The sequence below is a fragment of the Pseudomonas sp. ES4 genome (assembly GCF_050586665.1).
In the GTDB taxonomy this organism is placed as follows: domain Bacteria; phylum Pseudomonadota; class Gammaproteobacteria; order Pseudomonadales; family Pseudomonadaceae; genus Aquipseudomonas; species Aquipseudomonas frederiksbergensis.
The window spans coordinates 18,437-41,416 of record NZ_JBOBDO010000005.1 but is presented as its reverse complement, the minus strand read 5'-3'; the positions used below and the strand labels follow the sequence as shown (position 1 = coordinate 41,416).

General features: G+C 58.9%; 18 protein-coding genes. 14 read left to right on the top strand and 4 right to left on the bottom strand.

What is annotated here, in order from left to right:
* Nucleotides 1–24: 24 nt before the first annotated feature.
* Complete coding sequence (wecB, locus tag ACQ4OB_RS07475) at nt 25–1,191, bottom strand: non-hydrolyzing UDP-N-acetylglucosamine 2-epimerase (RefSeq protein WP_235865041.1); 1,167 nt, start codon at nt 1,189–1,191, stop codon at nt 25–27.
* A 715-nt stretch (nt 1,192–1,906) separates the two neighbouring features.
* On the opposite strand from wecB, the gene ACQ4OB_RS07470 reads away from it, so the two are divergent.
* The 3 genes from ACQ4OB_RS07470 to ACQ4OB_RS07460 are packed head-to-tail and all read left to right on the top strand — an operon-like array spanning nt 1,907 to nt 3,803.
* On the top strand, nt 1,907–2,557 hold the full coding sequence (locus tag ACQ4OB_RS07470) for a hypothetical protein (protein ID WP_074876106.1): 651 nt from the start codon (nt 1,907–1,909) through the stop codon (nt 2,555–2,557).
* On the top strand, nt 2,557–2,988 hold the full coding sequence (locus ACQ4OB_RS07465) for a phage holin family protein (RefSeq protein WP_074876108.1): 432 nt from the start codon (nt 2,557–2,559) through the stop codon (nt 2,986–2,988). Before ACQ4OB_RS07470 ends, ACQ4OB_RS07465 begins: the two co-directional genes overlap by 1 nt.
* Entirely contained in the window at nt 2,985–3,803 is an 819-nt protein-coding gene (locus ACQ4OB_RS07460) for a DUF3618 domain-containing protein (protein WP_430955386.1), read from the top strand. The genes ACQ4OB_RS07465 and ACQ4OB_RS07460 overlap by 4 nt, the downstream gene beginning before the upstream one ends.
* A 60-nt stretch (nt 3,804–3,863) precedes the next feature.
* On the opposite strand, the gene ACQ4OB_RS07455 is transcribed toward ACQ4OB_RS07460, so the two are convergent.
* Nucleotides 3,864–4,112 carry a DUF6555 family protein gene (locus tag ACQ4OB_RS07455; RefSeq protein WP_074876111.1) on the bottom strand — a complete coding sequence of 83 codons (249 nt, stop codon included), beginning with the start codon at nt 4,110–4,112 and terminating at the stop codon, nt 3,864–3,866.
* A 197-nt stretch (nt 4,113–4,309) separates the two neighbouring features.
* Between ACQ4OB_RS07455 and ACQ4OB_RS07450 the strand changes: the two genes are divergently transcribed.
* The gene (locus tag ACQ4OB_RS07450; RefSeq protein WP_430955515.1) at nt 4,310–5,464 is read left to right on the top strand and encodes a carboxylate-amine ligase; all 1,155 of its coding nucleotides are present in this window, start codon (nt 4,310–4,312) and stop codon (nt 5,462–5,464) included.
* A gap of 190 nt (nt 5,465–5,654) precedes the next feature.
* Here the strand turns inward: ACQ4OB_RS07450 and ACQ4OB_RS07445 are convergent, their stop codons facing one another.
* Nucleotides 5,655–6,212, bottom strand: coding sequence for an ATP-dependent Clp protease proteolytic subunit (locus tag ACQ4OB_RS07445; RefSeq protein WP_074876115.1), 558 nt, complete (start codon nt 6,210–6,212; stop codon nt 5,655–5,657).
* A gap of 264 nt (nt 6,213–6,476) precedes the next feature.
* Here ACQ4OB_RS07445 and ACQ4OB_RS07440 point away from each other — a divergent pair, with 264 nt between their 5' ends.
* The gene (locus tag ACQ4OB_RS07440) at nt 6,477–6,908 is read left to right on the top strand and encodes a general stress protein (RefSeq protein WP_074876117.1); all 432 of its coding nucleotides are present in this window, start codon (nt 6,477–6,479) and stop codon (nt 6,906–6,908) included.
* Between the two features lie 271 nt (nt 6,909–7,179).
* On the opposite strand, the gene ACQ4OB_RS07435 is transcribed toward ACQ4OB_RS07440, so the two are convergent.
* Nucleotides 7,180–8,496, bottom strand: a complete 1,317-nt coding sequence (locus tag ACQ4OB_RS07435; RefSeq protein ID WP_102615425.1) for an L-fuconate dehydratase — start codon at nt 8,494–8,496, stop codon at nt 7,180–7,182.
* 101 nt (nt 8,497–8,597) lie between these two features.
* On the opposite strand from ACQ4OB_RS07435, the gene ACQ4OB_RS07430 reads away from it, so the two are divergent.
* The 9 genes from ACQ4OB_RS07430 to ACQ4OB_RS07390 all read left to right on the top strand — a co-directional run bounded on the left by ACQ4OB_RS07430 (nt 8,598) and on the right by ACQ4OB_RS07390 (nt 22,960).
* Nucleotides 8,598–9,545 (top strand): LysR family transcriptional regulator, encoded by a 948-nt coding sequence (locus tag ACQ4OB_RS07430; protein WP_430955385.1) that lies wholly within the window; start codon nt 8,598–8,600, stop codon nt 9,543–9,545.
* A 69-nt stretch (nt 9,546–9,614) separates the two neighbouring features.
* The gene (locus tag ACQ4OB_RS07425) at nt 9,615–10,577 is read left to right on the top strand and encodes a LysR family transcriptional regulator (RefSeq protein ID WP_074876123.1); all 963 of its coding nucleotides are present in this window, start codon (nt 9,615–9,617) and stop codon (nt 10,575–10,577) included.
* A gap of 164 nt (nt 10,578–10,741) precedes the next feature.
* The gene (locus tag ACQ4OB_RS07420; RefSeq protein ID WP_074876124.1) at nt 10,742–12,289 is read left to right on the top strand and encodes a UxaA family hydrolase; all 1,548 of its coding nucleotides are present in this window, start codon (nt 10,742–10,744) and stop codon (nt 12,287–12,289) included.
* 36 nt (nt 12,290–12,325) lie between these two features.
* On the top strand, nt 12,326–13,906 hold the full coding sequence (locus ACQ4OB_RS07415) for an aldehyde dehydrogenase (NADP(+)) (RefSeq protein ID WP_430955384.1): 1,581 nt from the start codon (nt 12,326–12,328) through the stop codon (nt 13,904–13,906).
* 16 nt (nt 13,907–13,922) lie between these two features.
* On the top strand, nt 13,923–14,981 hold the full coding sequence (locus ACQ4OB_RS07410; protein ID WP_430955383.1) for an Ldh family oxidoreductase: 1,059 nt from the start codon (nt 13,923–13,925) through the stop codon (nt 14,979–14,981).
* A gap of 26 nt (nt 14,982–15,007) precedes the next feature.
* Nucleotides 15,008–16,225 (top strand): fumarylacetoacetate hydrolase family protein, encoded by a 1,218-nt coding sequence (locus tag ACQ4OB_RS07405; RefSeq protein ID WP_102615429.1) that lies wholly within the window; start codon nt 15,008–15,010, stop codon nt 16,223–16,225.
* 93 nt (nt 16,226–16,318) lie between these two features.
* Complete coding sequence (locus ACQ4OB_RS07400; protein ID WP_074876133.1) at nt 16,319–17,629, top strand: MFS transporter; 1,311 nt, start codon at nt 16,319–16,321, stop codon at nt 17,627–17,629.
* An 812-nt stretch (nt 17,630–18,441) separates the two neighbouring features.
* The gene (speF, locus tag ACQ4OB_RS07395; RefSeq protein WP_074876135.1) at nt 18,442–20,625 is read left to right on the top strand and encodes an ornithine decarboxylase SpeF; all 2,184 of its coding nucleotides are present in this window, start codon (nt 18,442–18,444) and stop codon (nt 20,623–20,625) included.
* Between the two features lie 34 nt (nt 20,626–20,659).
* On the top strand, nt 20,660–22,960 hold the full coding sequence (locus ACQ4OB_RS07390) for an Orn/Lys/Arg decarboxylase N-terminal domain-containing protein (RefSeq protein ID WP_430955382.1): 2,301 nt from the start codon (nt 20,660–20,662) through the stop codon (nt 22,958–22,960).
* Nucleotides 22,961–22,980: the final 20 nt, after the last annotated feature.

Genomic DNA, 22,980 nt, shown 5'->3' with positions numbered 1-22,980 from the left:
CGAGCTGATAAGGGGAGAAGCGGTTCAGGTGAAGGCCGGGTGATATTTTTCGGTAACAGGCACCCCGGACGGGTAGTGCAGGAACTTGGGTAAAAGCCCCCGTGTCACGACGAATTCATCGACCGGGCGACCCATCAGGGCGTCGACGATGCGCGCACTGGCCTTGCCATCGCCATAAGGGTTGGCAGCCTGGGAGCAACGGCGCCACAGCAAGTCGTCATCGAACAATGCATTGACGCCAGCGATGATCGAGTTGGGCGAGGTGCCAACCAGACGCACAGTGCCCGCGGCGACAGCTTCGGGGCGCTCGGTAACGTCACGCATGACCAGCACGGGTTTGCCCAGGGAGGGGGCTTCTTCCTGCACGCCACCGGAGTCGGTGAGGATCACATGCGCACGTTGCATCAGGCGCACGAACGCCAGGTAGTCAAGTGGCTTGATCAGGTGCACGTTGGGCAGGTCGCCCAGGTGCTCGGTGACCGGCCCCATGACATTGGGATTCAAGTGCACCGGATAAACGATCTGGATATCAGCCCGTCGGGCCAAATGGCTCAGCGCCTTGCAGATATCGAGGAAGCCTTCGCCGAAGTTTTCCCGACGATGCCCGGTTACCAGCAGAACCTTGCGGCCGGGTTTCAGGAACAGGAATTGCCGGTCCAGGCTTGCACGCAACTCAGCGTCCCGCTCAATGCGCCGCGCCGTCATTTGCAACGCGTCGATCACCGTATTACCGGTCACGAAGGAACGACCTTGAAGGCGTTCGTCGAGCAGGTTTTTGCGCGATTCGTGAGTCGGCGCAAAGAGCATGTCCGCCCCCATATCGATGCAGCGCCGGTTCATTTCTTCCGGCCATGGGCTGTAGATATCACCGGTTCGCAACCCGGCTTCCACATGACCGACCGGGATCCGACGGTGAAAAGCAGCCATCGCGGCCACCATCGCCGAAGTCGTATCGCCATGCACCAGCACCCGGTCCGGCCGAATCGTTTCCAGAACCGGATCAATCGCCCCGTAAAGCGCCGCCGTCAGCGAGTTGAGCGTCTGATGGGGGGTCATGACATCGAGGGTGAAATCGGCCTTGAGGTCGAACAGATCCAGCACCTGTTTAAGCATGCTTTGATGTTGGCCGGTAACGCATATCTGCGAATGAATGCCAGGTTCTGCAGCAAGGGCCTTGACCAACGGCGCCATCTTGATGGCTTCCGGACGGGTACCGAAGATCGAAAGGATTTTCAGCCTTGAATGAGGGTGAATGATGGTGTCTTCCTTGCGCAGCTTCAGTGCGCAGCACAACAGCAGTTCAAGTTCTATTGAAACTTGGGCCGCAAGCGATAGTTGGAGTTGGGAGAGGCCGAGTGCTCAGTGGGAGTGTTGATATGTACTGAGTGTTTGGATGCAGTAACCGGCCGGGATTATTAGCATCGAATGTACATATCTCAAAGGGGTATATGCGTTTTTTATTTAAGCGAATAAGTTTGAAACTTTTATATGGGTTGCGGGTCTTTTCTAGTTTTTCGATATTTTATGAAAAGTTATCGGGGTTAATAAATTATTGCTTAAGTTTATGTTTTTATAAGTTTTTAAAGTTTATTGTCCGTTTGTCTGGAAGTTTGAATTATTCCTTATCTGTAAGTGTCGCGGTGAGAGCGGATTGTCAGGGCTATCATGCGCTTGATAGTCACTTAAGTGGCGCCTTTATATTGTCGTTTTCAAAAATAAGTTATTTTTATGATTAAAGTCTTTAAATCAATATTTGCCATTGCCGTTCATATCTGTCTTGCCGACGCATCGCTCATCATTTCGTTGGAACTCCCATAACGCTGCTCCGTCCTCTGCAATGAGGGGGGCTACGGGCGTTTCGTGGCGAACCCGATACCGCTTTTTCATCTAGAAGGCGAGGGCAGTCATGAATACTTCAGACACCAGAACGGACGGTCAGACCGATCAGCAGGGCACCGGAACACCGGAGCAGGATTTTCAACACTTGAAGGAAAACGTAACAGAGGCGCTTGGCGACGCAAGACAGCAGGCCGATGCGCAGTTTGGGCAATACCGCGACACGGCAGCAGACCAGATCGAGGCGTTGGCGCAGGGAACAAAATCCTTCGTTTCCGAGATTGAAAGCAAAGACACGCTCGGTATGTCCGACTACCTGTCAGACATCGCGGAGTCCATGAGCGGCCTGGCGGGCAACCTGCGTGGGAAGAGCGCCGAACAGCTGCTGCACGACGCGGCCGACCTGGCCCGTAACAACCCCGCACTCTTCATCGCTGGCAGTGTTGCGCTGGGTTTTGGCCTGTCGCGCTTCCTCAAAGCCGGCAGCGCCCCTGCGGCGACATTCCCCGACACCGGCGACCCGGCGGCAGGCCATTCAATGCCGCCACCAGGCGGTTTTGGCGCCCAACGACCCTATGAAACTTCCGTGGCACCACGCACCGATCCAGGCGCCGGTCCGGACACTGGCATCACGCCGCCTTCACCAAATGAACAAGACCGTCCTTCGGACTTCGCAACGACCTCCACACCTGGCTCGACAGCCTTCAAAGGAGAACTGTGATGAACAGAGAAGATTCAGATTTCCCTGGTACAAGACCGGTGTCCGCCACTGAGCATGACGCGTCGGTTGTCGGCTTGTTACGCCAGCTGTCGCGCGAAGTGCCAGCGTTGTTTACCAAGGAACTGGCATTAGCCAAAGCCGAGCTTCAAGCCAGCCTGACGACGCTCAAGGCCGGCATTGCCGCGGTCGCGGGCGGTGCGATTGTACTGCTGGCAGGCTTCATTATCTTGTTGATGTCTGCCGTCTACGGACTGAGCCTCGTGATGGCGCCCTGGTTGGCTGCGCTGATTGTGGGTGTGGTGGTGATGATCATCGGGTTCGCCATGTTGCAGTCAGGAAAAAAACAATTCGAGCCGTCTCACTTCAAGCCAGATCGCACACTGGACGCTTTGAATAAAGACCAGGAAGCCCTGCGGAGGAAAGTCTCATGAACCGTGAACTTGAACTGGAATCACAAAAAAGCCCGGAAACCATCGAACGTGAAATCGATGCGCAGCGGGCCAGCATCGGCAATATCGTTGATGCGCTGGAAAGCAAATTCACCCCGGGTCAGATGTTCGATCAGGCGCTGGGTTTGATGCAGAGCAATGGCACGATGTTCCTGAGCAATCTGGGCACCAGCGTTCGTAACAACCCCGTTCCAGCGGTACTGACGTCAGTCGGGTTGCTGTGGTTGATGATGAGTCAGAATCGTCCGCCGACCCCGGTTTATCGAACGGTTCCCGATCAGGACAGGGTTGGCGAGTGGGCCGATGGCCTGGCGGACGGTATCGACAGTGCGCGCGAGCATTTGCACCACACCACCGATACGCTCAAAGAGGGTTATCAGACGGTCAAAAGCAAAGCGGCCAATCTGACGGATAACCTGGGTGCCGCCACCGAAAACATCAGCCACACCGTGCATGATGTCGGCGACCGGCTGGTGCGCAGCACCCACGTCATGAGCAATCAGTTCAGCCATCTGCTCAAGGAACAACCCTTGGTGGTCGCCGCTGCTGGCATCGCCTTGGGCGCCATGCTGGGGGCGGCTTTGCCGTCGACGGCGACTGAACAGCGGTACCTGGGCAAGACCAGCGCCGGTCTGGCTGACAAGGTCAAGCAACAGGCACGGGAAGGCTTTGAGGCGGTGCGCGACACCGTGACAAAGACCACTGATCATTCGCAGACGGAGGTCAGGCCGGATGGGGAGCGCCGTCCAGCGTCCGATTCACCAGCCGATCTATCACGAGGGTTAGGCACTTCGTAAAAGGTCGAATGAAAGACGGGAGGCCAGAACTGACCTCCCGTTTTTTATCCCTCGTTAAGTCTAAACCTGCGTCCAATCCAGCGCTGCGGACTCGCGCCATTTCACATCCGTGACGCCGTACCGCTCGGCCTGGGGTTTGGATACGACTTTAAGCGGCGGTTTCCCGGGCCTGGGAATAGGCGCCAATCCGGCATCACAACTCGCCCAATGCCAGGCATCCGCATTGCACATTTTCTTGGCCCGGATGATGAAGGACCTCGGCTCTCCATGGAGCTTGTACTCGATGACGAAGAGATCAGTGCGGTTCATAAGACCCCCTCCTTATGCTCATAGACAAAGGAGTGAGTGCGTCAAAAAAAATTCAAAGTGTTTAACAGACCTTCTGAAGCGTGTGAATCAAGTGTTTTTTTCGTCTGGATTTGCGCCTCTTGTCGGCGCCCCTGAACCTGCGTCGAGTCCTGTTGACCCATCAAAAACAGCTCGGGGATTGCCTTGCCATGAATTCGATGAACAGGCCATTGAGGTTCGGTATTGAAGAGGAATACTTCATCACTGACCTGGACACACGACGCCTGTGCGAGCAGCCTCCCGGCGCGTCGATTGAAGCGTGCAAGCGGGTGACGGGCGATTGTTTCGCTTATGAAATGTTCCAGAGTCAAATCGAAGTGGCCTCGCCGATTTTCACCAGCCTTGCGCAAGCAAAGGAGTACCTTGTAACGGCTCGCCATCGATTGCGGTGCACACTCGAATCCTTTGACCTGGGATTGCTCTGCGCCGCAAGCCATCCTCTGGCCGACTGGCGTACGCAACAGGCCACCGGGCAAGATCATTTTCTTCAACTGTTCGAAGACTATCAGTGCGTAGCTCGGCGTAGCCTGTTATCCGGTTTGCACGTGCATGTTGAAGTTGGCCGACACCTGGATCGCATTCAAGTGATGAACGAAGTCTTGCCGTGGATGCCGTTGTTGCTGGCACTCAGTAGCTCCTCGCCATTTTGGGACGGCGTCGACAGCGGTTTCATGAGCTACCGGCAGACGGCGTGTGACGAGTGGCCGAGGATGGGCATACCGGAGTTCTTCGAGGATGAAGCGGCCTACGCCGCCTATATCGCTTTGTTGATCCGTACCGGCACTATCAAACAGGCCAGCGAATGCTGGTGGGGAGTGCGGCCTGCTGCGCACTACCCGACCCTGGAATTGCGCATGACCGATGCCTGCCCACGCCTGGACGATGCGCTGTGCATTGCCTCGTTGTTTCGATTGCTGGTCGCCTACGCCATGGATCAACCGCGGCCAGGGTCAGCCTATTCGCAAGCGTCGCAATGGATCCTCAAGGAAAATCGCTGGCGGGCTAAACGATTTGGTATCCATGCGGCGTTCATCGTTGAAGGTTACGACCGGCCATTCTCTGCCGAGCAGTGGCTGTTCCTGGCGGAGCAGATGCTGGGCGACGCAGCGCGGAACATGCAGGTGGAAAACGCCTTTTCTCAAGCTCGCCGAATCCTCCGGGACGGAACCAGTGCAGAGCGGCAGAGGACCGTCTTCAAACGAGCCATACGCGGTGGAGAGGATGGTCCTGCAGCGCTCTCTCAAGTCGTGGACCATTTGCTGATGGAAACGGCACAAGAGCCTTGCGATTCAATAGCGACGCCTACCCTGTAGCAGCTGCGTTGTGGCGAGGGGATTTAGCGAAACGTCGCACCGCCCCGTTCGGCTGCGAAGCAGTCGTGAATTCAGACAACACGGTGCATCAGATAGATCGTGCGTTCAGGTTTTACGACTGCTGTGCAGCCGAACGCAGGCTTCGCCAGCTGCTACAGGATTGTGGGGGGCTTAACTGACCGCGCTGACCTCAACCACCGCTGACTTTCCAGTGTTTGACATCGTCGGCGAAGACCATCTGCTGCATCTCATGGGCGATGCCGTAAGCCAGGGATTCGTGGGCTGCGATGACTTTCTCTTCCGCTGAAAGGCAATGGAAAATATCGAGTTTGGTTTCTGCCTCAGCGGTCTCGAGGTTGAAGATCTGTACATAGCGGGCGAGGTCGTTGTCGAGGCTCGACAGGTATTCGCGCAAGCGTTGATGGTCGACCGATTTTTGACTGAAGTACCAGTTCATGGGATGAATCAGGAAGCGCGCATGCGGCGACGTGATGCGTCGGCTTGCCGCTAAAAACATGATGATGCCCATCGATTCGATGTTGCCCGCATTGATCGCGCACAGCGGCACCGGCAACGACTTCAGAAAGGTATAGAGCGTGAAGCCGAAATTGGTGCTGCCACCACACGTCGACAGGTTCAACAGCAATGACGTGGCACCTTGATCGATGGCTTCAAGACAACAATCCCTGAAGCGCTCGGTCGTTCCCTGGTCGATCTGGCAATGAAAATGGATGATGTGTTCAGTCATCGACTGACCTCCCATGCACGACATTCGCAGGATCCAAAAGCCAATACAGGCTAATAAAAATCTGAACTCTTTTGAAAAATAAGCCAATCGCCGGGTGATCGGCGGCGACTGTGCCGCCAGTCGCTCCCGGCAGATTTTCCGGGAACTATATTGCCCATTCCGCCCGTCCCGAGAGGGGCATTTTCGTTCAAACTTTCGATTTTTCATGACCTCGTAATTGAAGGCGAGCACACGCGCTCGTCCTTGAAAATGAGGTGAACAAAAATGGCTAACACTGGAAACAACAACCCCGGAAACTTTGGCAATGACCGGGAAAAAGCCTCGGAAGCCGGCAAGAAAGGCGGCGAGGCATCAAGCGGCAATTTTGCCAACGATCCACAACGGGCTTCTGAGGCTGGCCAAAAAGGTGGCATGGCTTCAGGCGGACAGCAGTCAAAAGATGCTGACCGTATGTCCGGCGGTGGTCAGGGCGCAGGACGCGAAGGCAGCTTTACCGACGACAACGAAGAAATCTCGCAGTCGGGCCAGAAAGGTGGCCAGGCTTCGGGTGGGCGACAATCCTCCGACGCGGATCGGTCGTCCAGTGGCGGACAGGGAAGTGGGCGCGGCGGTAACTTTGCCGACGACAGGGATAAAGCCTCTCAAGCAGGGCGCAAAGGAGGTGAACAAGGCCCTGGTAGCGGACGTAAGTCCTGATGAGGTGTGATTCACATCAAGCCCCGTGTTTTTTCGGGGCTTGATTTTTTCTTGGGTGTACACAGATCTTGCTCATTTGGTTGGTGCGAAAAAACTGATCACTTCACAATAATTTTTAGCCTTTCACAATGACCGCATTTTAAGCAGTCAGCTCTATAGCGGCGCAGAGCGTGTGGTTATCTCTTTGACCCCCCCTGTGACATGCACTTGCTCCTCGAAAGTTGAGCGGTTTTGGGTTTCTAATACTTTGTCGGTTGTCGCGGCGTGGCGATCAGGTACAGGCGATATCGATCCACACTTGTCCGTTGGGGTACTGGTAAAGCTCCAGGGTTTCAGCTGTCATTTCGATGCTATAGCCCGGGCGAAGGGGAGGGATGTAGCGGCCGCGTCGGATCACAACGGGGTCAAGGAAGTGCTCGTGCAAGTGGTCGACGTATTCGAGAACACGGTTGTGCAGCGAGGCCGAGACGGCGATGTAGTCGAACAGGGCGATGTTCTGCACGTACTCGCACAAACCGACACCACCGCCATGGGGGCAGACTGGCACATCGAACTTGGCGGCCATCAGCAGCACGATCAATACCTCGTTGAGACCACCCAAGCGCGCCGCGTCCAACTGGCAGAAGTCCAGTGCACCGGCCTGGAACATTTGCTTGAACATCACCCGGTTGTGGCAATGCTCCCCAGTGGCGACGCCAATCGGTGCGATGCGCTGGCGGATGCTGGCATGGCCGAGGATGTCGTCGGGACTGGTCGGCTCTTCGATCCACAGCGGTTCGAAAACCGCCAGGCGGCGCATATTGGCGACCGATTCATCGACGCCCCAGACCTGGTTGGCGTCCATCATCAGGCTGCGTTCCCAGCCGATTTCTTCGCGCAGAACAGTGGCGCGACGGATGTCCTCTTCCAGGTTGGCGCCGATTTTCTGCTTGATGTGGGTCCAGCCATCCTCAACCGCTTCGCGGGCCAGTTGGCGCATTTTTTCTTCACTGTAACCGAGCCAGCCAGGCGCGGTGGTGTAGCCAGGGTAGCCTTCGCGCAGCATCTGCGCCTCGCGTTGGGCCTTGCCCGGCGCCTGGCGGCGTAGCAGGGCGATGGCTTCTTCGGGGGTGAGCACGTCGGTGACGTAGCTGAAGTCCAGGCAGCGGACCAATTGTTCCGGCGTCATGTCGGCCAACAGCTTCCACACGGGCTTGCCTTCGCGTTTGGCCCATAGGTCCCAGACCGCGTTAACGATGGCCGCGGTGGCCAGGTGGATCACGCCTTTTTCCGGGCCCAGCCAGCGCAGTTGACTGTCGCCCACGGTGATGTTGTGCCAGAAGGCCCCCATGTCGGCAACGATCTCTTCCAGGGTCAGGCCGACCACCATCGGTGCCAGGGATTGCACGGCCGCCACACAGATCTCGTTGCCACGGCCAATGGTGAACGTCAGGCCGTGACCCTCAAGGTCGGCAGGGGCGTCGGTGTGCAGCACGACGTAGGCCGCGGAGTAATCCGGCGCGCTATTCATCGCATCGGATCCGTCCAGCGACAGGGAAGTGGGGAAACGGATGTCGCGAACGCTCAGTTGGGTGATTCGAATGCTCATGGTGTGCTCTTGTGCTCGATGACCAGTTGGAGACTCGACTGTAGGTCGCCAAGTGATATGTGCATAATCACGGTTTCCTAAGTAGGGATACCGGATTCGATATGTCACCAGGTCCAGACACCACCACGACCACACCGCGTAACCTCGGCGCCCTGAAAATCTCCAGCCGGCAGATCACCTTGCTCAATGCGCTCGGTGAGTTCGGCAACCTGCGGCGGGCAGCCACCGCGATGCACACCACGCAACCGGCCGCCAGTTTGCTGTTGCAGCAACTGGAAGAGCGCCTCGGCGTGCGCCTGTTCGAACGCATGCCCCGCGGCATGCAGCCGACCCTTTATGGCGAGGTGATGATCCGTTACGCCCAAGGTGCGCTGCATGAGTTCGAGCAGGCCCAGGCGCAGATCTCTGAACTGGAGCGCGGGGCCATGGGACGGGTGCGCGTCGGCAGCGTGATGGGGCCGGTGCCCAGGCTGCTGACCAAAGCGGTGCTGGCGTACAAGCGCGATCACCCGAAGGTGCGGATTTCCATTGAGGTGGGCACTAGTGACACCTTGCTGCCGGCCTTGCTGCGCGGTGATTTCGATGTGGTGCTGGGGCGCCTGCCGGACCAGAGCGACAGTCAGGACCTGGATATCGAACTGTTCGACAACGGCGAGCAGATGCGCGTGATCGCCCGGGCTGGTCACCCATTGGCGGGTGCCTCGCCATTGCAGTTGTCCGACTTGATTACATTGACCTGGATCCTTCACCCCATCGGCAGCCCCATGCGCCGCCGGGTGGAAACGGCCCTGCAGGCCGGCGGTATGGTGCAGTCGCTGGACATTATTGAGACCGCTTCGATCCTGGCAACCACGGCGATGCTTGAGGCTTCGGACATGATCGCGGTGGTGCCCAATGACGTGGCCGAGCATTATGCGCGCTATGGCATGGTCGCTATCTTGCCGGTCGAGTTGCCGATCTCCATGGTCAATATTGGCCTGCTGACCTTGCGTTCCCGGCCAAGGTCGGTGGCGTTGAATACGCTGCTGCAGTATTTGCGGGAGCAATAGCTTTGGCTTTACAGACATCCCGCAACACCTGACAGACGCTGCACACCACCTTCAGGAGGCACTGACCCGATGCCGTCGGACATTACCCATTCCAGCTTTTGCAACTGGGTGCGCTTCAAGCACCTGGTGTTGATCGACACTCTGGCGCGCACGCGCAACATGCACGCCACCGCCATACGGATGAACCTCAGCCAGCCAGCCTTGAGCAAAATGCTGCGTGACCTGGAGGAGCAGTTCGGCTTTGCCCTGTTCCAGCGCCTGCCACGTAGCATGCCACCAACGGAGCTGGGCGAGCACGTGGTGCGCTACGCCCAAGGTGCACTGGCCGATTCACACAAGTTTGTCGACCAGGTCAACCGGCTGCGCAAAGGCGGCCATGGTTTTCTCAAGGTGGGCGGGATTTTTGCGGCAACCTCGATGGTACTGCCCCAGGCCATCGCCGCTATCAAGGCGCGCAGCCCTTTGCTGTCGATCGAAGTGGTGGAGCAGTCCAGCGATCACCTGCTCACCATGCTTGAGCAAAACAAGCTCGATCTGATGATCGGCCGCTTCACCGAAGAGCGTTACAGCCAGGTCTTCGACTTCCACCCATTGGAGCCTGAGCCCTTCAGCCTGGTGGTCAACAGCCGTCATCCGCTTAACGAACTGGACTCTACACCGCTTGAAGCGCTGGGCCAGTGGCCGTGGGTGCTGTATCCGGTCGGTACGCCCATTCGCGATCGCCTGGAGTTGGCGTTCAAGGCCGCTGGCCTCGCATCGCCGGCAGACAGCGTCGATACCATCTCCATGCAGATGTTCCTGCAACTGCTGCAATCGGGGCCCATGATCGCCATGCTGCCCAGATCCATGGTGGCAGCGCAGCTGGATAGCGGCCAGCTCAAAGAGCTGCAGACCCCGCTACGCCTGGCGCCATTGGAGTACGGCATCATCACCCGCAAAGACGAGCCACTGACAGGGTCGGCCCGTGAGTTCGCCGACATCCTGCTCGATTTCGCACTCCAGCGACGGGAGGAGGAGACGGCGATTGATTGATTAACACGGTTGAATAAGACGAATCGATAACGCCAGGTTATCGATTGATCGGATCATCTCATTGGGAATGTTCAGGCAGGGTCCATACAGTTATCGCAGATTCGCCCTTCGCAGAAAGGGCGACGCCATAACAAGAAGACTGCCGTACTGCCCTGAGAGGTCCCATGCAACTAATTGCCAGAACCCGGACCAGCGACGCTGCCGTGATCCGCCTCAACCCCCTGGATAATGTTCTGATTGCACGCCAGGTCCTGCCTGAAGGCCTGAGCCTGGAAGCCGAAGCGATCACCGTGCGCCAGCCGATTCCCTCTGGGCACAAAGTCGCTACCCAGCGTGTGGAGCAGGGCCAGCCGCTGCGCCGTTATGGGCAAATTATCGGTTTTGCTTCACAGCTCATCGAAGCCGGCGACCACGTGCATGTGCATAACGTGGAGATGGGCGAATTTGCCCGTGACTACGCCTTCGGCGTCGATGCCCACGCCACGCCAAGCACTGAAGCCGTCTTTCAGGGCATCGTGCGTGCCGATGGCCGCGTCGCGACCCGCAACTATGTGGGTATCCTCACTTCGGTCAATTGTTCCGCGACCGTGGCCCGGGCCGTGGCCGATTACTTTCGCCGGGATATCCACCCCGAGGCATTGGCCGCCTTCCCGAACATCGACGGCGTGGTGGCGCTGACGCATGGCGCCGGTTGCGCAGTGGACCCCAACGGCGAGGCCTTGGGGTTATTGCGTCGCACGCTCGGTGGCTACGCCGTCCACCCTAACTTTGCTGCGGTGCTGATCATCGGCCTGGGCTGTGAAACCAACCAGATCGAGAGCCTGCTTGAGACTCAAGGTCTCAAGGCCAGTGACCAGTTACGTGCCTTCACCATACAAGGCGCAGGCGGTACGTCGAAAACCATCGCCAGTGGCATCGAGCAGGTCAAGGCATTGCTGTCAACGGCTAACCAGGTGCAGCGTGAGCCGGTCAGCGCTCGCCATCTGATCGTCGGCCTGCAATGCGGTGGCTCGGACGGTTATTCGGGCATCACCGCAAACCCGGCGCTCGGTAATGCCGTTGACCGTCTGGTGGCGGCGGGCGGTACCGCGATTCTCTCGGAAACCCCGGAGATCTATGGCGCCGAGCATCTGCTGACGCGCCGCGCCGTGAGCCGCGAGGTGGGGGAAAAACTCATCGCGCGCATCCACTGGTGGGAAGACTACTGCCAGCGCATGAACGCCGAACTGAACAACAACCCCTCGGCTGGCAACAAGGCCGGTGGCCTGACCACCATCCTGGAGAAATCCCTGGGGGCGGTGGCCAAAGCCGGCTCCAGCAACCTGGTGGATGTGTACCTGTACGCCGAAGCGGTCCGGGCCAAGGGGTTGGTGTTTATGGACACCCCAGGCTACGACCCGGTCTCGGCCACGGGGCAAGTCGCCGGCGGCGCCAACCTGATCGCCTTCACCACCGGCCGGGGCTCAGCCTACGGCTGCGCGCCGACACCTTCGATCAAGCTGGCGACCAACAACCGGGTGTTCGAGCATCAGGAAGAAGACATGGACGTGAACTGCGGCGGCATCGCCGACGGCTCCACCAGCATTGAAGAGCGCGGCGCCTACATTTTCGAACAGATGCTGCGCATCGCTTCCGGCGAGCGCAGCAAGAGCGAACAACATGGTTATGGGCAGAACGAGTTCGTGCCCTGGCAGATCGGTGCGGTGACCTGATTGACAGCCCTGCAACTTTCACGAGGCGAAAAGTACATGCAAGTTTCCGGATACAACTTTATTGCCGGCCAGCGCAGCGCGCTGGGCGACACCCTGGTCTACAGCGTCGACGCCCACACTGGCGAACGACTGCCAGGCGCTTTCCATCAGGCAACCCTTGCGGAGGTCGATACGGCGGTGGGAGCTGCGAGCGCGGCATTTGCGCTGTTTCGCAACCTGCCGGCGGTACGCCGGGCGGAATTTCTTGAAGCCATCGCCGACGAGCTCGACGGCTTGGGCGAGGATTTCATTGCATTGACTTGCCAGGAAACGGCGCTGCCGAGCGCCCGCATCCAGGGTGAGCGCGGTCGTACTAGTGGCCAGATGCGCTTGTTTGCCCAGGTGCTGCGCCGTGGCGACTTCTATGGTGCACGCATCGACCAGGCTCTGCCTGCACGCACGCCCTTGCCACGCACTGACTTGCGTCAGTACCGCATCGGTGTAGGCCCGGTGGCGGTGTTTGGTGCCAGCAACTTCCCTCTGGCGTTCTCCACGGCCGGTGGTGATACCGCCGCGGCCCTGGCCGCTGGTTGTCCTGTGGTGTTCAAGGCCCATAGCGGTCACATGGCGACAGCCGAGCGGGTGGCCGAAGCGCTGATCCGCGCCGCCGAGCGCACCGACATGCCGGCCGGCGTGTTCAACATGATCTTCGGTGCTGGCGTCGGCGAAGCGCTGGTCAAGCATCCTGGCATCCAGGCGGTCGGCTTTACCGGCTCGCTGAAGGGCGGCCGTGCCCTGTGCGACATGGCTGCCGCTCGGGCGCAACCGATCCCGGTGTTTGCCGAGATGTCGAGCATCAACCCGGTGCTGATCTTGCCGCAGGCCCTGGTCAATCGAGGCGCGCAGATGGCAAAGGAACTGACTGCCTCGGTGGTGCAGGGGTGTGGCCAGTTCTGCACGAATCCTGGCCTGGTGTTGGGTATTCGCTCACCGGCGTTCAGTACTTTTATTGAGCGCTTGACCGAACACATGGCCGAGCAGGCGCCACAGACCATGCTCAATGTCGGCACCTTGAACAGTTACGGCAAAGGCTTGCAGGCCTTGCTTGCTCACCCGCGCATCAAACACTTGAGCGGCTTGACGCAAACAGGCAACCAGGCGCAGCCGCAGCTGTTCGAGGCCGATATCAGCCTGTTGCTGGAACAGGATGAGCTGCTGCAGGAAGAGGTCTTCGGCCCTTGCACAGTGGTCGTCCAGGTAGCGGACGAGGCTGAATTGTTACGCGCTGTCGACGCCTTGCGTGGTCAGCTCACCGCCACGCTGCTGGCCGACAACGATGACCTGGCCGCATTTGGTCAACTGTTCGGCGCCTTGGAAGTGAAGGTCGGTCGGGTGCTGCTCAACGGCTACCCGACCGGTGTCGAGGTGTGCGACGCCATGGTCCATGGCGGCCCGTACCCGGCGACTTCTGATTCACGCGGCACCTCGGTCGGGACGCTGGCGATCGATCGCTTCCTGCGTCCGGTGTGCTACCAGAACGTGCCCGATGCGTTGCTGCCCGATGTCTTGAAGAACGCCAACCCACTGGGCATACAGCGTCTGGTCGATGGCAAGCACAGCACAGCGGCCTTGGGTTGATCTCGGAGTAGCAAGCATGACTGAAGCCAAACGTTACGACGCGCAAACGCTTACCACGTTCGTCGAGCAACTTTTCGAAACGGCAGGGGCTGATGCCGAAGTTGCCCAGGTGGTGACCCGGGTACTGCTCGAAGGTGAACTGCTGGGCCATCGCACCCACGGCCTCAATCTGGTGAGCCGCTATATCGGCGGCATGCTGACAGGGCAGGTCAAGGCCAGTACCCAGTTGCTTGAGCATGTCTCGGACAGCGGCATTTCGGCTCTGTTCGATGGCCACTATGTGCTGGGCCCTTATTGTGTCAGCCGCGCCCTGGACTACGCGGCCAAAGGCGCCACGGCGCAGGGCATAGGTATCGCCGTAGTGCGTCGTGCCTCGCACATCGGTTGCCTGGCGGCTTACCTGAAGCCTTTCACTGACCGTGGCCTGGTGGCGATGGTGTATTCCTCGGATCCGTCAGTGGGACTGGTGTGCGCCCATGGCGGGATCGACCCGATCTACACACCCAACCCGATTGCCGCCGGTATCCCGACCCGGGGTGAGCCGATTTTGCTGGATGTGAGCATGTCCACCGTCACCCTGGGCCTGATCGGCCAGTGCCGCGATACCGGCAGCACACTGCCGCACCCGGTGTTGATGAGCAATGAGGGCCGCCTGAGCGACAACCCGGCCGACTTCTTCACCACCCCGCCGGGCAGCATCCTGCCCCTGGGTGGTCAGGCCTTTGGCCACAAAGGTTTTGCTCTGGCGATCCTGGTCGAGGCCCTGACCTCGGGGTTGGCCGGCCACGGGCGCAAGGACGTTCCCGATCAATGGGGGGCTTCGGCAACAGCCGTGGTGATTGACCCGCGTTTCTTCGGCGGGCTGGATGCTTTCACCGACGAAAGTTCGTTCCTGAGCAAATTGATCCTGGCCAGCCGCCCGGTAGACCCGGAGCGCCCGGTGCGCTTGCCTGGACAGGCCGGCCTGAAGCTGCGCGAGCAATCCCTGCGCGAAGGCGTGAACCTGTCACAGAAGGTGGTCGATGACCTCAACCAGACCGCCGTGCAGTTGCAACTGCCAGCGCTTTTTCAATGACTGACAACGACAACAAGAGTGCAGAGATGACAAACGAATCAAGAGCACAAGCACCGCTGCAGTTAAGCAACAACGCCACCGTATTCAATACCGGCAGTTGGGTCGGACGTGTCTGGTTACCCGGCCAGGGGCCAGCAGTGGTTCTGGTCAAGGACAGCGCCGTGCACGATATCAGTGACCATGTGGCGACCGTCTCGGCCTTGCTTGAAGTGGCTGACCCCGTGGCGTATTTGCGTGCATTACCCTTGACCCCGGCTCTGATCGAGTTGCCCGCATTGCTGGACAATAGTGACCCGACCCTGCGCGACGAAAACTTGCCGTGGCTGCTGGCGCCGATCGACCTGCAAGCGGTCAAGGCCGCTGGCGTGACCTTCGCCGCCAGCCTGTTGGAACGTGTGGTCGAAGAACAGGCCAAGGGTGATCCGGCCAAGGCCGACGCGATCCGCGACGCGCTGGCCAGCCGCATTGGCGCTGACCTTTCGCAAATCGTCCCTGGCTCGGCCCAGGCCGAAGCCTTGCGTAAGGTCCTGGTGGAGCAGGGCCTGTGGTCCCAGTATCTGGAAGTGGGCATCGGTCCGGACGCCGAAGTCTTCACCAAGGCCCAGCCGATGTCGGCGGTCGGTCACGGTGCCGACATCGGGATTCACCCCAAGTCGAGCTGGAACAACCCGGAGCCGGAAGTGGTGCTGGCGGTGTCGAGCAACGGTATCGTGCGTGGCGCAATGCTCGGCAACGACGTCAACCTGCGCGACTTCGAAGGGCGCAGCGCCTTGCTATTGGGCAAGGCCAAGGACAACAACGCATCCACCTCCCTGGGACCTTTGCTGCGTCTGTTCGACGAGACTTTCAACATGGATGACGTGCGTAACGCGCAAGTGGATTTGCGCGTCGAAGGCCAGGACGGATTCATCCTTGAAGGCCACAGTTCGATGCGCCAGATCAGCCGCGACCCGCTCGACCTGGTCCAGCAGACCCTTAACGAAAACCACCAATATCCCGATGGCCTGGTGCTGTTTCTCGGTACCCTGTTCGCCCCCAAGCAGGACCGCGACCAGCCGGGCAACGGTTTCACCCACAAGCTGGGCGATATGGTGGCCATCAGCAACGCGCAACTGGGCACCCTGAGCAACCGCGTGACCACCAGCGACCAGGCGCCGCAGTGGAATTTCGGCCTGCGCTCACTGATCGAGAGCCTGAGTCGACGTGGCCTGCTTGAGGCGGCTGTGACGGCGCGTCAGCCCTGATTCTTTTCGTCATACCCCAAGGATGAGTGTGTCACCGCTTGAAGGATCACCGGGCATTGAAACCGCTGCAATAAAAATAATAAAGGCCATCAGATGAACACACTGAAGAAGTATCAAAGCATCACCGTTGTTTTCCTGTTGTTGATTGGCATCGTCAACTACCTGGACCGTAGTGCGCTGTCGATCGCCAATACCTCGATCCAGAAGGACATGATGATCAGCCCCTCGCAGATGGGCATTCTGTTGTCGGCCTTCTCCATCGCCTACGCTTTTGCGCAGTTGCCGATGGGCATGATCATCGACCGCCTGGGCAGCAAGATCGCTCTTGGCGCATCGTTGTTGGCCTGGTCGGTGGCTCAATCGACGTTTGGCATGGTCAACAGCTTCGCCGGTTTCATGGGCCTGCGCGTGCTGTTGGGGATTGGCGAGGCACCGATGTTCCCTTCGGCGGCCAAGGCCCTGTCCGAATGGTTCGATGCCAACGAGCGTGGTACGCCGACCGGGATCGTCTGGTCGTCGACCTGCCTGGGCCCATGCCTGGCGCCGCCCTTACTGACGCTTTTCATGGTCAACTTTGGCTGGCGCGGGATGTTCATCATCACTGGCGCAATCGGTATCGTCTTGGCCGTGTGCTGGCTGACCTTCTACAAAAGCAAGGCGCAGTACCTGGCCGAGCTCGCGGCTGAAGGCAAACCGTTGCCGACCGAGAAGAAGCCTCAAGTGCAAGCGGCCACCGCACCGAAGGTCTCTTACTTCGCCGGCTGGCTCGACCTGTTCAAACACCGCAGCACCTGGGGTGCCGTCCTGGGCTTCATGGGCGTGATCTACATGCTCTGGCTGCACCTGACCTGGCTGCCGGGCTACTTTGAGCGCGAGCATGGCATGAACCTGTACAAGACCGCGTGGTTGGTGTCGCTGGCCTATGGCTTCGGCGCGGTGGGTACTATCGTCGCCGGGCGCTTCTGCGACAGGCTGGTGCGCCGTGGCATGAGCATCCTGGCCAGCCGCAAGTTCGGCGTGATCACTGGCCTGGTACTGGCTGCACTGTTTACCGTGCCGCTGTCGTTTGTCACCGGCCTTACCGGTTGCATCATCCTGCTCTGCCTGGCGCTGTTCAGCATCAACATGGCCAGTGCCACGGCCTGGATGATCGTCAACACCATCGTCGACAGCCGTCGGGTGGCCTCGTTCGGTTCCATCCAGAACTTCGGCGGCTACATCGCCGGTTCCGTCGCGCCGATTGTCACCGGCTTCAGCATCCAGTACTCGGGGTCGTTCAATACCGCGTTCATGATCAGTGCGGTGGTGGCGCTGTGTTCGGCCCTGGCGTATTACCTGTTGCTCAACGCGCCGATCAGCGATGCCGAGCCTGCACCTGAGCACATCGTTGGTGTGACCGAGTAAGGGCCTTAAGTGATCGGCGGCCGGCGGCACTCGCCCAGGGAGGCGAACGGCCGAGTTGGTTCAACGTAACCGTTGAGGCGGTCGAGCAGCGGGATCTAACGGCCCATCGAATGGACTGGAGGAGGGCGATGAAGCAATCGTCGCCCGTCCCTTGTCGCACTGTGTGAATACGTAGTGGCCACGATACGGCGCTCCACATCTTGCGGCTTGCCGGCGCCTTTTTGCCTTTTTCTCCGTGGTTGACCCCTCCTTGTGATTACCAACCGTTCCTTAGGGGCTGCCGGGCAGCGGGTGAGTTTAAAGGAGCACGCGCGACGCTTCGCGCCAGTTGGCGCTCTTGATGGGTTGAAATCCAGAATTGAGTCTGCCTAGGCAAGAAAGAACCCCTTGGAATTCAACGGGACGGACGCCAGTTGCGAGTCTCGTTTTCCGCTCCAGATTTCTTAAAGAAAAGCCACTTAATGAGTAGCGTTTTTTATACGTGACCTTTATGCCGCGTTGAAAAAGAGAAGCTTCGGTGTCCGAAAGTATGTAGTACAGAGTCGATATCACGATGCTCTGTTATCGATTAACACTCTCGAAATAGAGCTCCCGATAACCCCGGACAAACACCGAAAGGCCTGTTAGCAGAAATGGTCCGGTTACTGCGCCATGCCTCACATACCCCCTCAAAAAAAACTAGCTAACGAGCAACAGAATATAAAAATGAACTATACCCAATAGGGCAATCGCTCCTGACTCCGGGACCTGATGCCATTTAAAGATGGTCTTCCCAGGAACTTCAACGTCAAACAGACCGAGAGATTCTGGTTATGAACGCTTTGAAAATCGCTGCCAGCGATGCAGTTCGAAATTGCTTTCGTACGACCCGTGAAATCGTCCCGTTCGACCAGACCGACCTTACCGATGTCGCGGTCGCCGTTCTTTCGGTAGATGATTTGGCAGCAGGGGCGCTGGACTCCATCAAGCGAACAGGCTTCGATATCCCGATCTTCCTCGTGGCATCCCAGGGACGCAGCAATCGCTCCCTGGAGGTCTATAAACAGCTGCAGGATGTCATTTTGCAGGTCAATGGCGTCTTCGATTCGTCCAGCAACAATGCCGAGTACTACGGCAATCAACTGGAGACCGCAGCCAAAGCCTACGAAGAAACCCTGCTGCCACCGTTCTTCGACGCACTCAAGCACTACACCGAATCGGCCAACGCGACCTTTGCCTGCCCGGGCCACCAGGGCGGCCAGTTCTTTCGCAAACACCCGGCGGGCCGGCAGTTCTTCGACTTCTTCGGCGAGACCCTGTTTCGCGCCGACATGTGCAACGCCGACGTCAAACTCGGTGATCTGCTGATCCACGAAGGCCCGGCGCTGCTGGCGCAAAAACACGCCGCGAAAGTGTTCAACGCCGACAAGACGTACTTCGTGCTCAACGGCACCTCGGCGTCGAACAAGGTGGTGACCAACGCCCTGTTGACCCCGGGCGATCTGGTGCTGTTCGACCGCAACAATCACAAATCCAATCACCAGGGCGCGCTGCTGCAGGCCGGCGCCACACCGGTCTACCTGGAAACCGCGCGCAATCCCTACGGTTTTATCGGCGGCATTGACGCCCATTGTTTCGAAGAAGACTACCTGCGCCAATTGATTACCGAAGTCGCACCGGACAAAGCTCAACTTCCACGACCCTTTCGCCTGGCGATCATTCAACTGGGTACCTATGACGGTACGATCTACAACGCCCGGCAGGTGGTCGAGCGCATCGGCAAACTGTGCGACTACATCCTGTTCGATTCGGCGTGGGTCGGTTACGAACAGTTCATCCCGATGATGAAGGACTGCTCGCCCATGTTGCTCGATCTGGACGAGAACGACCCCGGGATCTTCGTCACGCAATCGGTGCATAAACAGCAGGCCGGTTTTTCCCAGGCTTCGCAAATTCACAAGAAGGACCGACACATCAAGGGCCAGCCGCGTTATTGCAATCACGCACGGCTGAACAACGCTTTCATGGCCCAGGCATCCACCAGCCCGTTTTACCCCTTGTTCGCCTCGCTGGATGTGAATGCGCGTATTCACGCAGGCCGTAGCGGCTTGCGCCTCTGGGACGACTGCGTGAAGTTCGGCATCAATGCCCGCAAGCTGATCCTGGAAGCCTGCACCCTGGTCCGCCCCTTCGTGCCGGATTCAATCGACGGGCGCCCCTGGCAGGACCATCCGACCGACGCCATCGCCAGCGACGTCCGTTTCTTTGAGTTCCATCCGAAGGATCGTTGGCATGCCTTCCCGGGCTATGCCGAGAAGCAGTACTTCATCGACCCGTGCAAGTTGCTGTTCACCACGCCGGGCATCGATCCAGTGGATGGCAGCTATACCGATTTCGGTATTCATGCCGGCATCCTGGCCAACTTCTTGCGCCAGAACGGCATCGTTCCGGAAAAGTGTGACCTCAACTCCATCCTGTTCCTGCTCACGCCGGCCGAAGACTGGGCAAAGATGAGCCATCTGGCGGCACAGATCGCGCGTTTCGAACGCTTCGTACATGACGACGCGCCCATGAGCCAGGTGCTGCCAGCTATCTACAGCCAGCACGAGGAGCGTTATCGCAACTACACCATTCGCCAACTCTGCCAGGAAATGCACGACCTCTATCGCCACCACAACGTGCAGCAGTTGCAGAAGGAAATGTTCCGCAAGGAACACTTCCCGAAAAAGGCCATGAATCCACAGCAGGCGCAAATCGAGTACATCCGCGGCAATGTCGAGCTTGTGCCCCTGGCTGACGCCGATGGCCGCATTGCGGCCGAAGGTGCGCTTCCTTATCCACCCGGCGTGCTCTGCGTGGTGCCCGGGGAAATATGGGGCGGCGCGGTGCTCAAGTACTTCCTGGCACTGGAGGAGGGCATTAACCGCTTGCCTGGCTTCACACCGGAGTTGCAGGGCGTGTACCTGAAACAGGACGGCGGTCGTACCCGCGCCTATGGGTACGTGCTCAAGGTCTGATGTTGCATTTTCAACATTGCTCAAGGAGATACGCATGAGTCACTCGCTTACCCGCTTGCCAGTCGATTTGGCACAGCGCTTCCCGGTGCTGATCGTGGCCAACATCCAGGAACATGACGACAGCATCATTCTGCGCAGTGCTCAGGCGATTGCTGCCGTCTTGCGTGAGCATGAGATGGAGGTGGAACTGGTCGGGTCGCTGGAGGAGGCAGACATCGCCGTCAGTGCCAACTCCGCCTACTGCTGCGCGATCATTGGCTGGGGCCTTTGCGAAAACAATCAGGACCAGGCGCTGAAGTTGATTCAGCTGATCCGTCGCCGCACGGCACAGTTGCCGATCATGCTCGGCATGAGCCAGGCACATCAGAGCCAGGTGCCGCTGGCTTTCGTGGAGAACATCGACGGCTTTATCTGGCTGCCCGAAGACAGTCCGGAGTTCATCGCTGGACGCGTCGAAGCCGCCGCCCGGCGTTACCTCGACAGTATTCTCCCGCCGTTTTTCGGCGCACTGGTGAACTTCGCCGGCACCCATGAATATTCCTGGCATACCCCGGGGCACACCGGTGGTACCGCCTTCATGAAAACTGCGGTGGGCCGTACTTTTCTCGACTTCTACGGTGAGCAGATGCTTCGCTCGGACCTGAGTGTTTCGGTCGGCGAACTGGGCTCGCTCAATGACCATTCCGGCCCGATTAATGAAGCGGAAAAATATGCGGCACGCGTGTTTGGCGCTGACTTCACCTTCTTTTCCGTGGGCGGCAGCTCCGCGAGCAACGAGATTGTCCTGCATTCGGCAGTGACCGATGGTGACGCTGTTCTGGTCGATCGCAACTGTCACAAGTCGTTGAACTATGCCTTGAACATGTCCGGCGCGGTGCCGCTGTACTTGCGGCCACGGCGCAATGCGCGTGGCTTGATCGGACCGGTGCCGCTTAGCGAGCTGACGCCTGCGGCCGTCGCACAGAAACTCGCTGACAGCCCACTGGCAACCGACAAGACTGCCAGGCCGGTGCTGGCGGTGCTGACCAACTCGACCTACGACGGTCTCTGCTACAACGTGCAGACCACCACCCGCGAACTGAGCCAGAGCGTCGACCGCATTCACTATGACGAAGCGTGGTATGCCTATGCCCGTTTCAATCCGTTGTACGAGGGGCGCTATGGCATGCATCGCGGCGAACGGCATACCGACGACGCCACGGTGACCGTCACCCACTCCACCCACAAGTTGTTGGCGGCGCTGTCCCAGGCCTCGATGATCCATATCCGCTCGGGCAAGGTGCCGGTCAAGCCGGCGCTGTTCAACGAAGCCTTCATGATGCACACCTCGACATCACCGCAATACAGCATCATCGCGTCGACCGATGTCTCGGCGAAAATGATGAACGATGCCGGTGGTTACCTGACCGATGAATCCATTGACGAAGCCATTGCCTTTCGCCAAGCCATGGCGCGTCTGAACAACGAAATACAGCAACGCAACGCCAAGGACTGGTGGTTCGGCGTGTGGCAACCGGACCAGATCGACGGCGTGCCGTTTGCTGACGTCGACCCGCAGGTGTTGCACCACGGCGACGCCTGGGTGCTCAGGCCTACGGCAACCTGGCACGGTTTCGGCGACCTGGGCAGCGATTACTGCATGCTCGACCCGATCAAGGTCACCGTGCTCACGCCAGGGCAAACCCTTGAAGGGCAGATGGAGGACAGCGGCATCCCGGCTCCGCTGGTGTCGTCCTTCCTTTCCAGTCGCGGCATCGTGGTCGAGAAAACCGAACCCTACTCAATCCTGCTGCTGTTCAGCCTGGGGGTGACCAAGGGCAAATGGGGTTCGCTGGTGGCTGGGCTGATGGAGTTCAAGAAACACTACGATGGCAACTCGCCCCTCGAACAGGTGATGCCTGACCTGGTCGACAGCCATGGTGAGCGTTACAGCGGCCTGGGCCTCAAGGACCTGGCCGAAGAGATGCACCAGGACATGCTGGCCACGAAAATGCTGCACAACATGGATGCCGCCTACACCTTGCTGCCCGACCCGGTGTCCTCGCCAAGGGCGACTTTTGCCTGCCTGGTCAAAGGTGAAATCGAGCAGATTGCCGTACGCGATATGGTCGATCGCACCGTTGCCGTGCAGATCGTTCCTTATCCGCCAGGCATTCCGCTGATGATGCCTGGTGAAAAAGCAGGCAATGACAAAAAAGCGATCGTCGACTATTTGCTGGCGATGGAGACTTTCGACGGCCGGTTTCCCGGTTTTGAACATGACAACCATGGCGTCGAGATCGAACGCGACAGCCAGGGGCGCCCGACCTACAAGGTTTACGTAGTCAAGCAGTAAGCAGTAGCCCCTGTCCGGTC

Bases quoted from the DNA above. Each gene is read 5' to 3' on its own strand.
- wecB (WP_235865041.1), bottom strand. From the start codon at position 1,191: ATGGCGCCGTTGGTCAAGGCCCTTGCTGCAGAACCTGGCATTCATTCG.
- ACQ4OB_RS07470 (WP_074876106.1), top strand. From the start codon at position 1,907: ATGAATACTTCAGACACCAGAACGGACGGTCAGACCGATCAGCAGGGC.
- ACQ4OB_RS07465 (WP_074876108.1), top strand. From the start codon at position 2,557: ATGAACAGAGAAGATTCAGATTTCCCTGGTACAAGACCGGTGTCCGCC.
- ACQ4OB_RS07460 (WP_430955386.1), top strand. From the start codon at position 2,985: ATGAACCGTGAACTTGAACTGGAATCACAAAAAAGCCCGGAAACCATC.
- ACQ4OB_RS07455 (WP_074876111.1), bottom strand. From the start codon at position 4,112: ATGAACCGCACTGATCTCTTCGTCATCGAGTACAAGCTCCATGGAGAG.
- ACQ4OB_RS07450 (WP_430955515.1), top strand. From the start codon at position 4,310: ATGAACAGGCCATTGAGGTTCGGTATTGAAGAGGAATACTTCATCACT.
- ACQ4OB_RS07445 (WP_074876115.1), bottom strand. From the start codon at position 6,212: ATGACTGAACACATCATCCATTTTCATTGCCAGATCGACCAGGGAACG.
- ACQ4OB_RS07440 (WP_074876117.1), top strand. From the start codon at position 6,477: ATGGCTAACACTGGAAACAACAACCCCGGAAACTTTGGCAATGACCGG.
- ACQ4OB_RS07435 (WP_102615425.1), bottom strand. From the start codon at position 8,496: ATGAGCATTCGAATCACCCAACTGAGCGTTCGCGACATCCGTTTCCCC.
- ACQ4OB_RS07430 (WP_430955385.1), top strand. From the start codon at position 8,598: ATGTCACCAGGTCCAGACACCACCACGACCACACCGCGTAACCTCGGC.
- ACQ4OB_RS07425 (WP_074876123.1), top strand. From the start codon at position 9,615: ATGCCGTCGGACATTACCCATTCCAGCTTTTGCAACTGGGTGCGCTTC.
- ACQ4OB_RS07420 (WP_074876124.1), top strand. From the start codon at position 10,742: ATGCAACTAATTGCCAGAACCCGGACCAGCGACGCTGCCGTGATCCGC.
- ACQ4OB_RS07415 (WP_430955384.1), top strand. From the start codon at position 12,326: ATGCAAGTTTCCGGATACAACTTTATTGCCGGCCAGCGCAGCGCGCTG.
- ACQ4OB_RS07410 (WP_430955383.1), top strand. From the start codon at position 13,923: ATGACTGAAGCCAAACGTTACGACGCGCAAACGCTTACCACGTTCGTC.
- ACQ4OB_RS07405 (WP_102615429.1), top strand. From the start codon at position 15,008: ATGACAAACGAATCAAGAGCACAAGCACCGCTGCAGTTAAGCAACAAC.
- ACQ4OB_RS07400 (WP_074876133.1), top strand. From the start codon at position 16,319: ATGAACACACTGAAGAAGTATCAAAGCATCACCGTTGTTTTCCTGTTG.
- speF (WP_074876135.1), top strand. From the start codon at position 18,442: ATGAACGCTTTGAAAATCGCTGCCAGCGATGCAGTTCGAAATTGCTTT.
- ACQ4OB_RS07390 (WP_430955382.1), top strand. From the start codon at position 20,660: ATGAGTCACTCGCTTACCCGCTTGCCAGTCGATTTGGCACAGCGCTTC.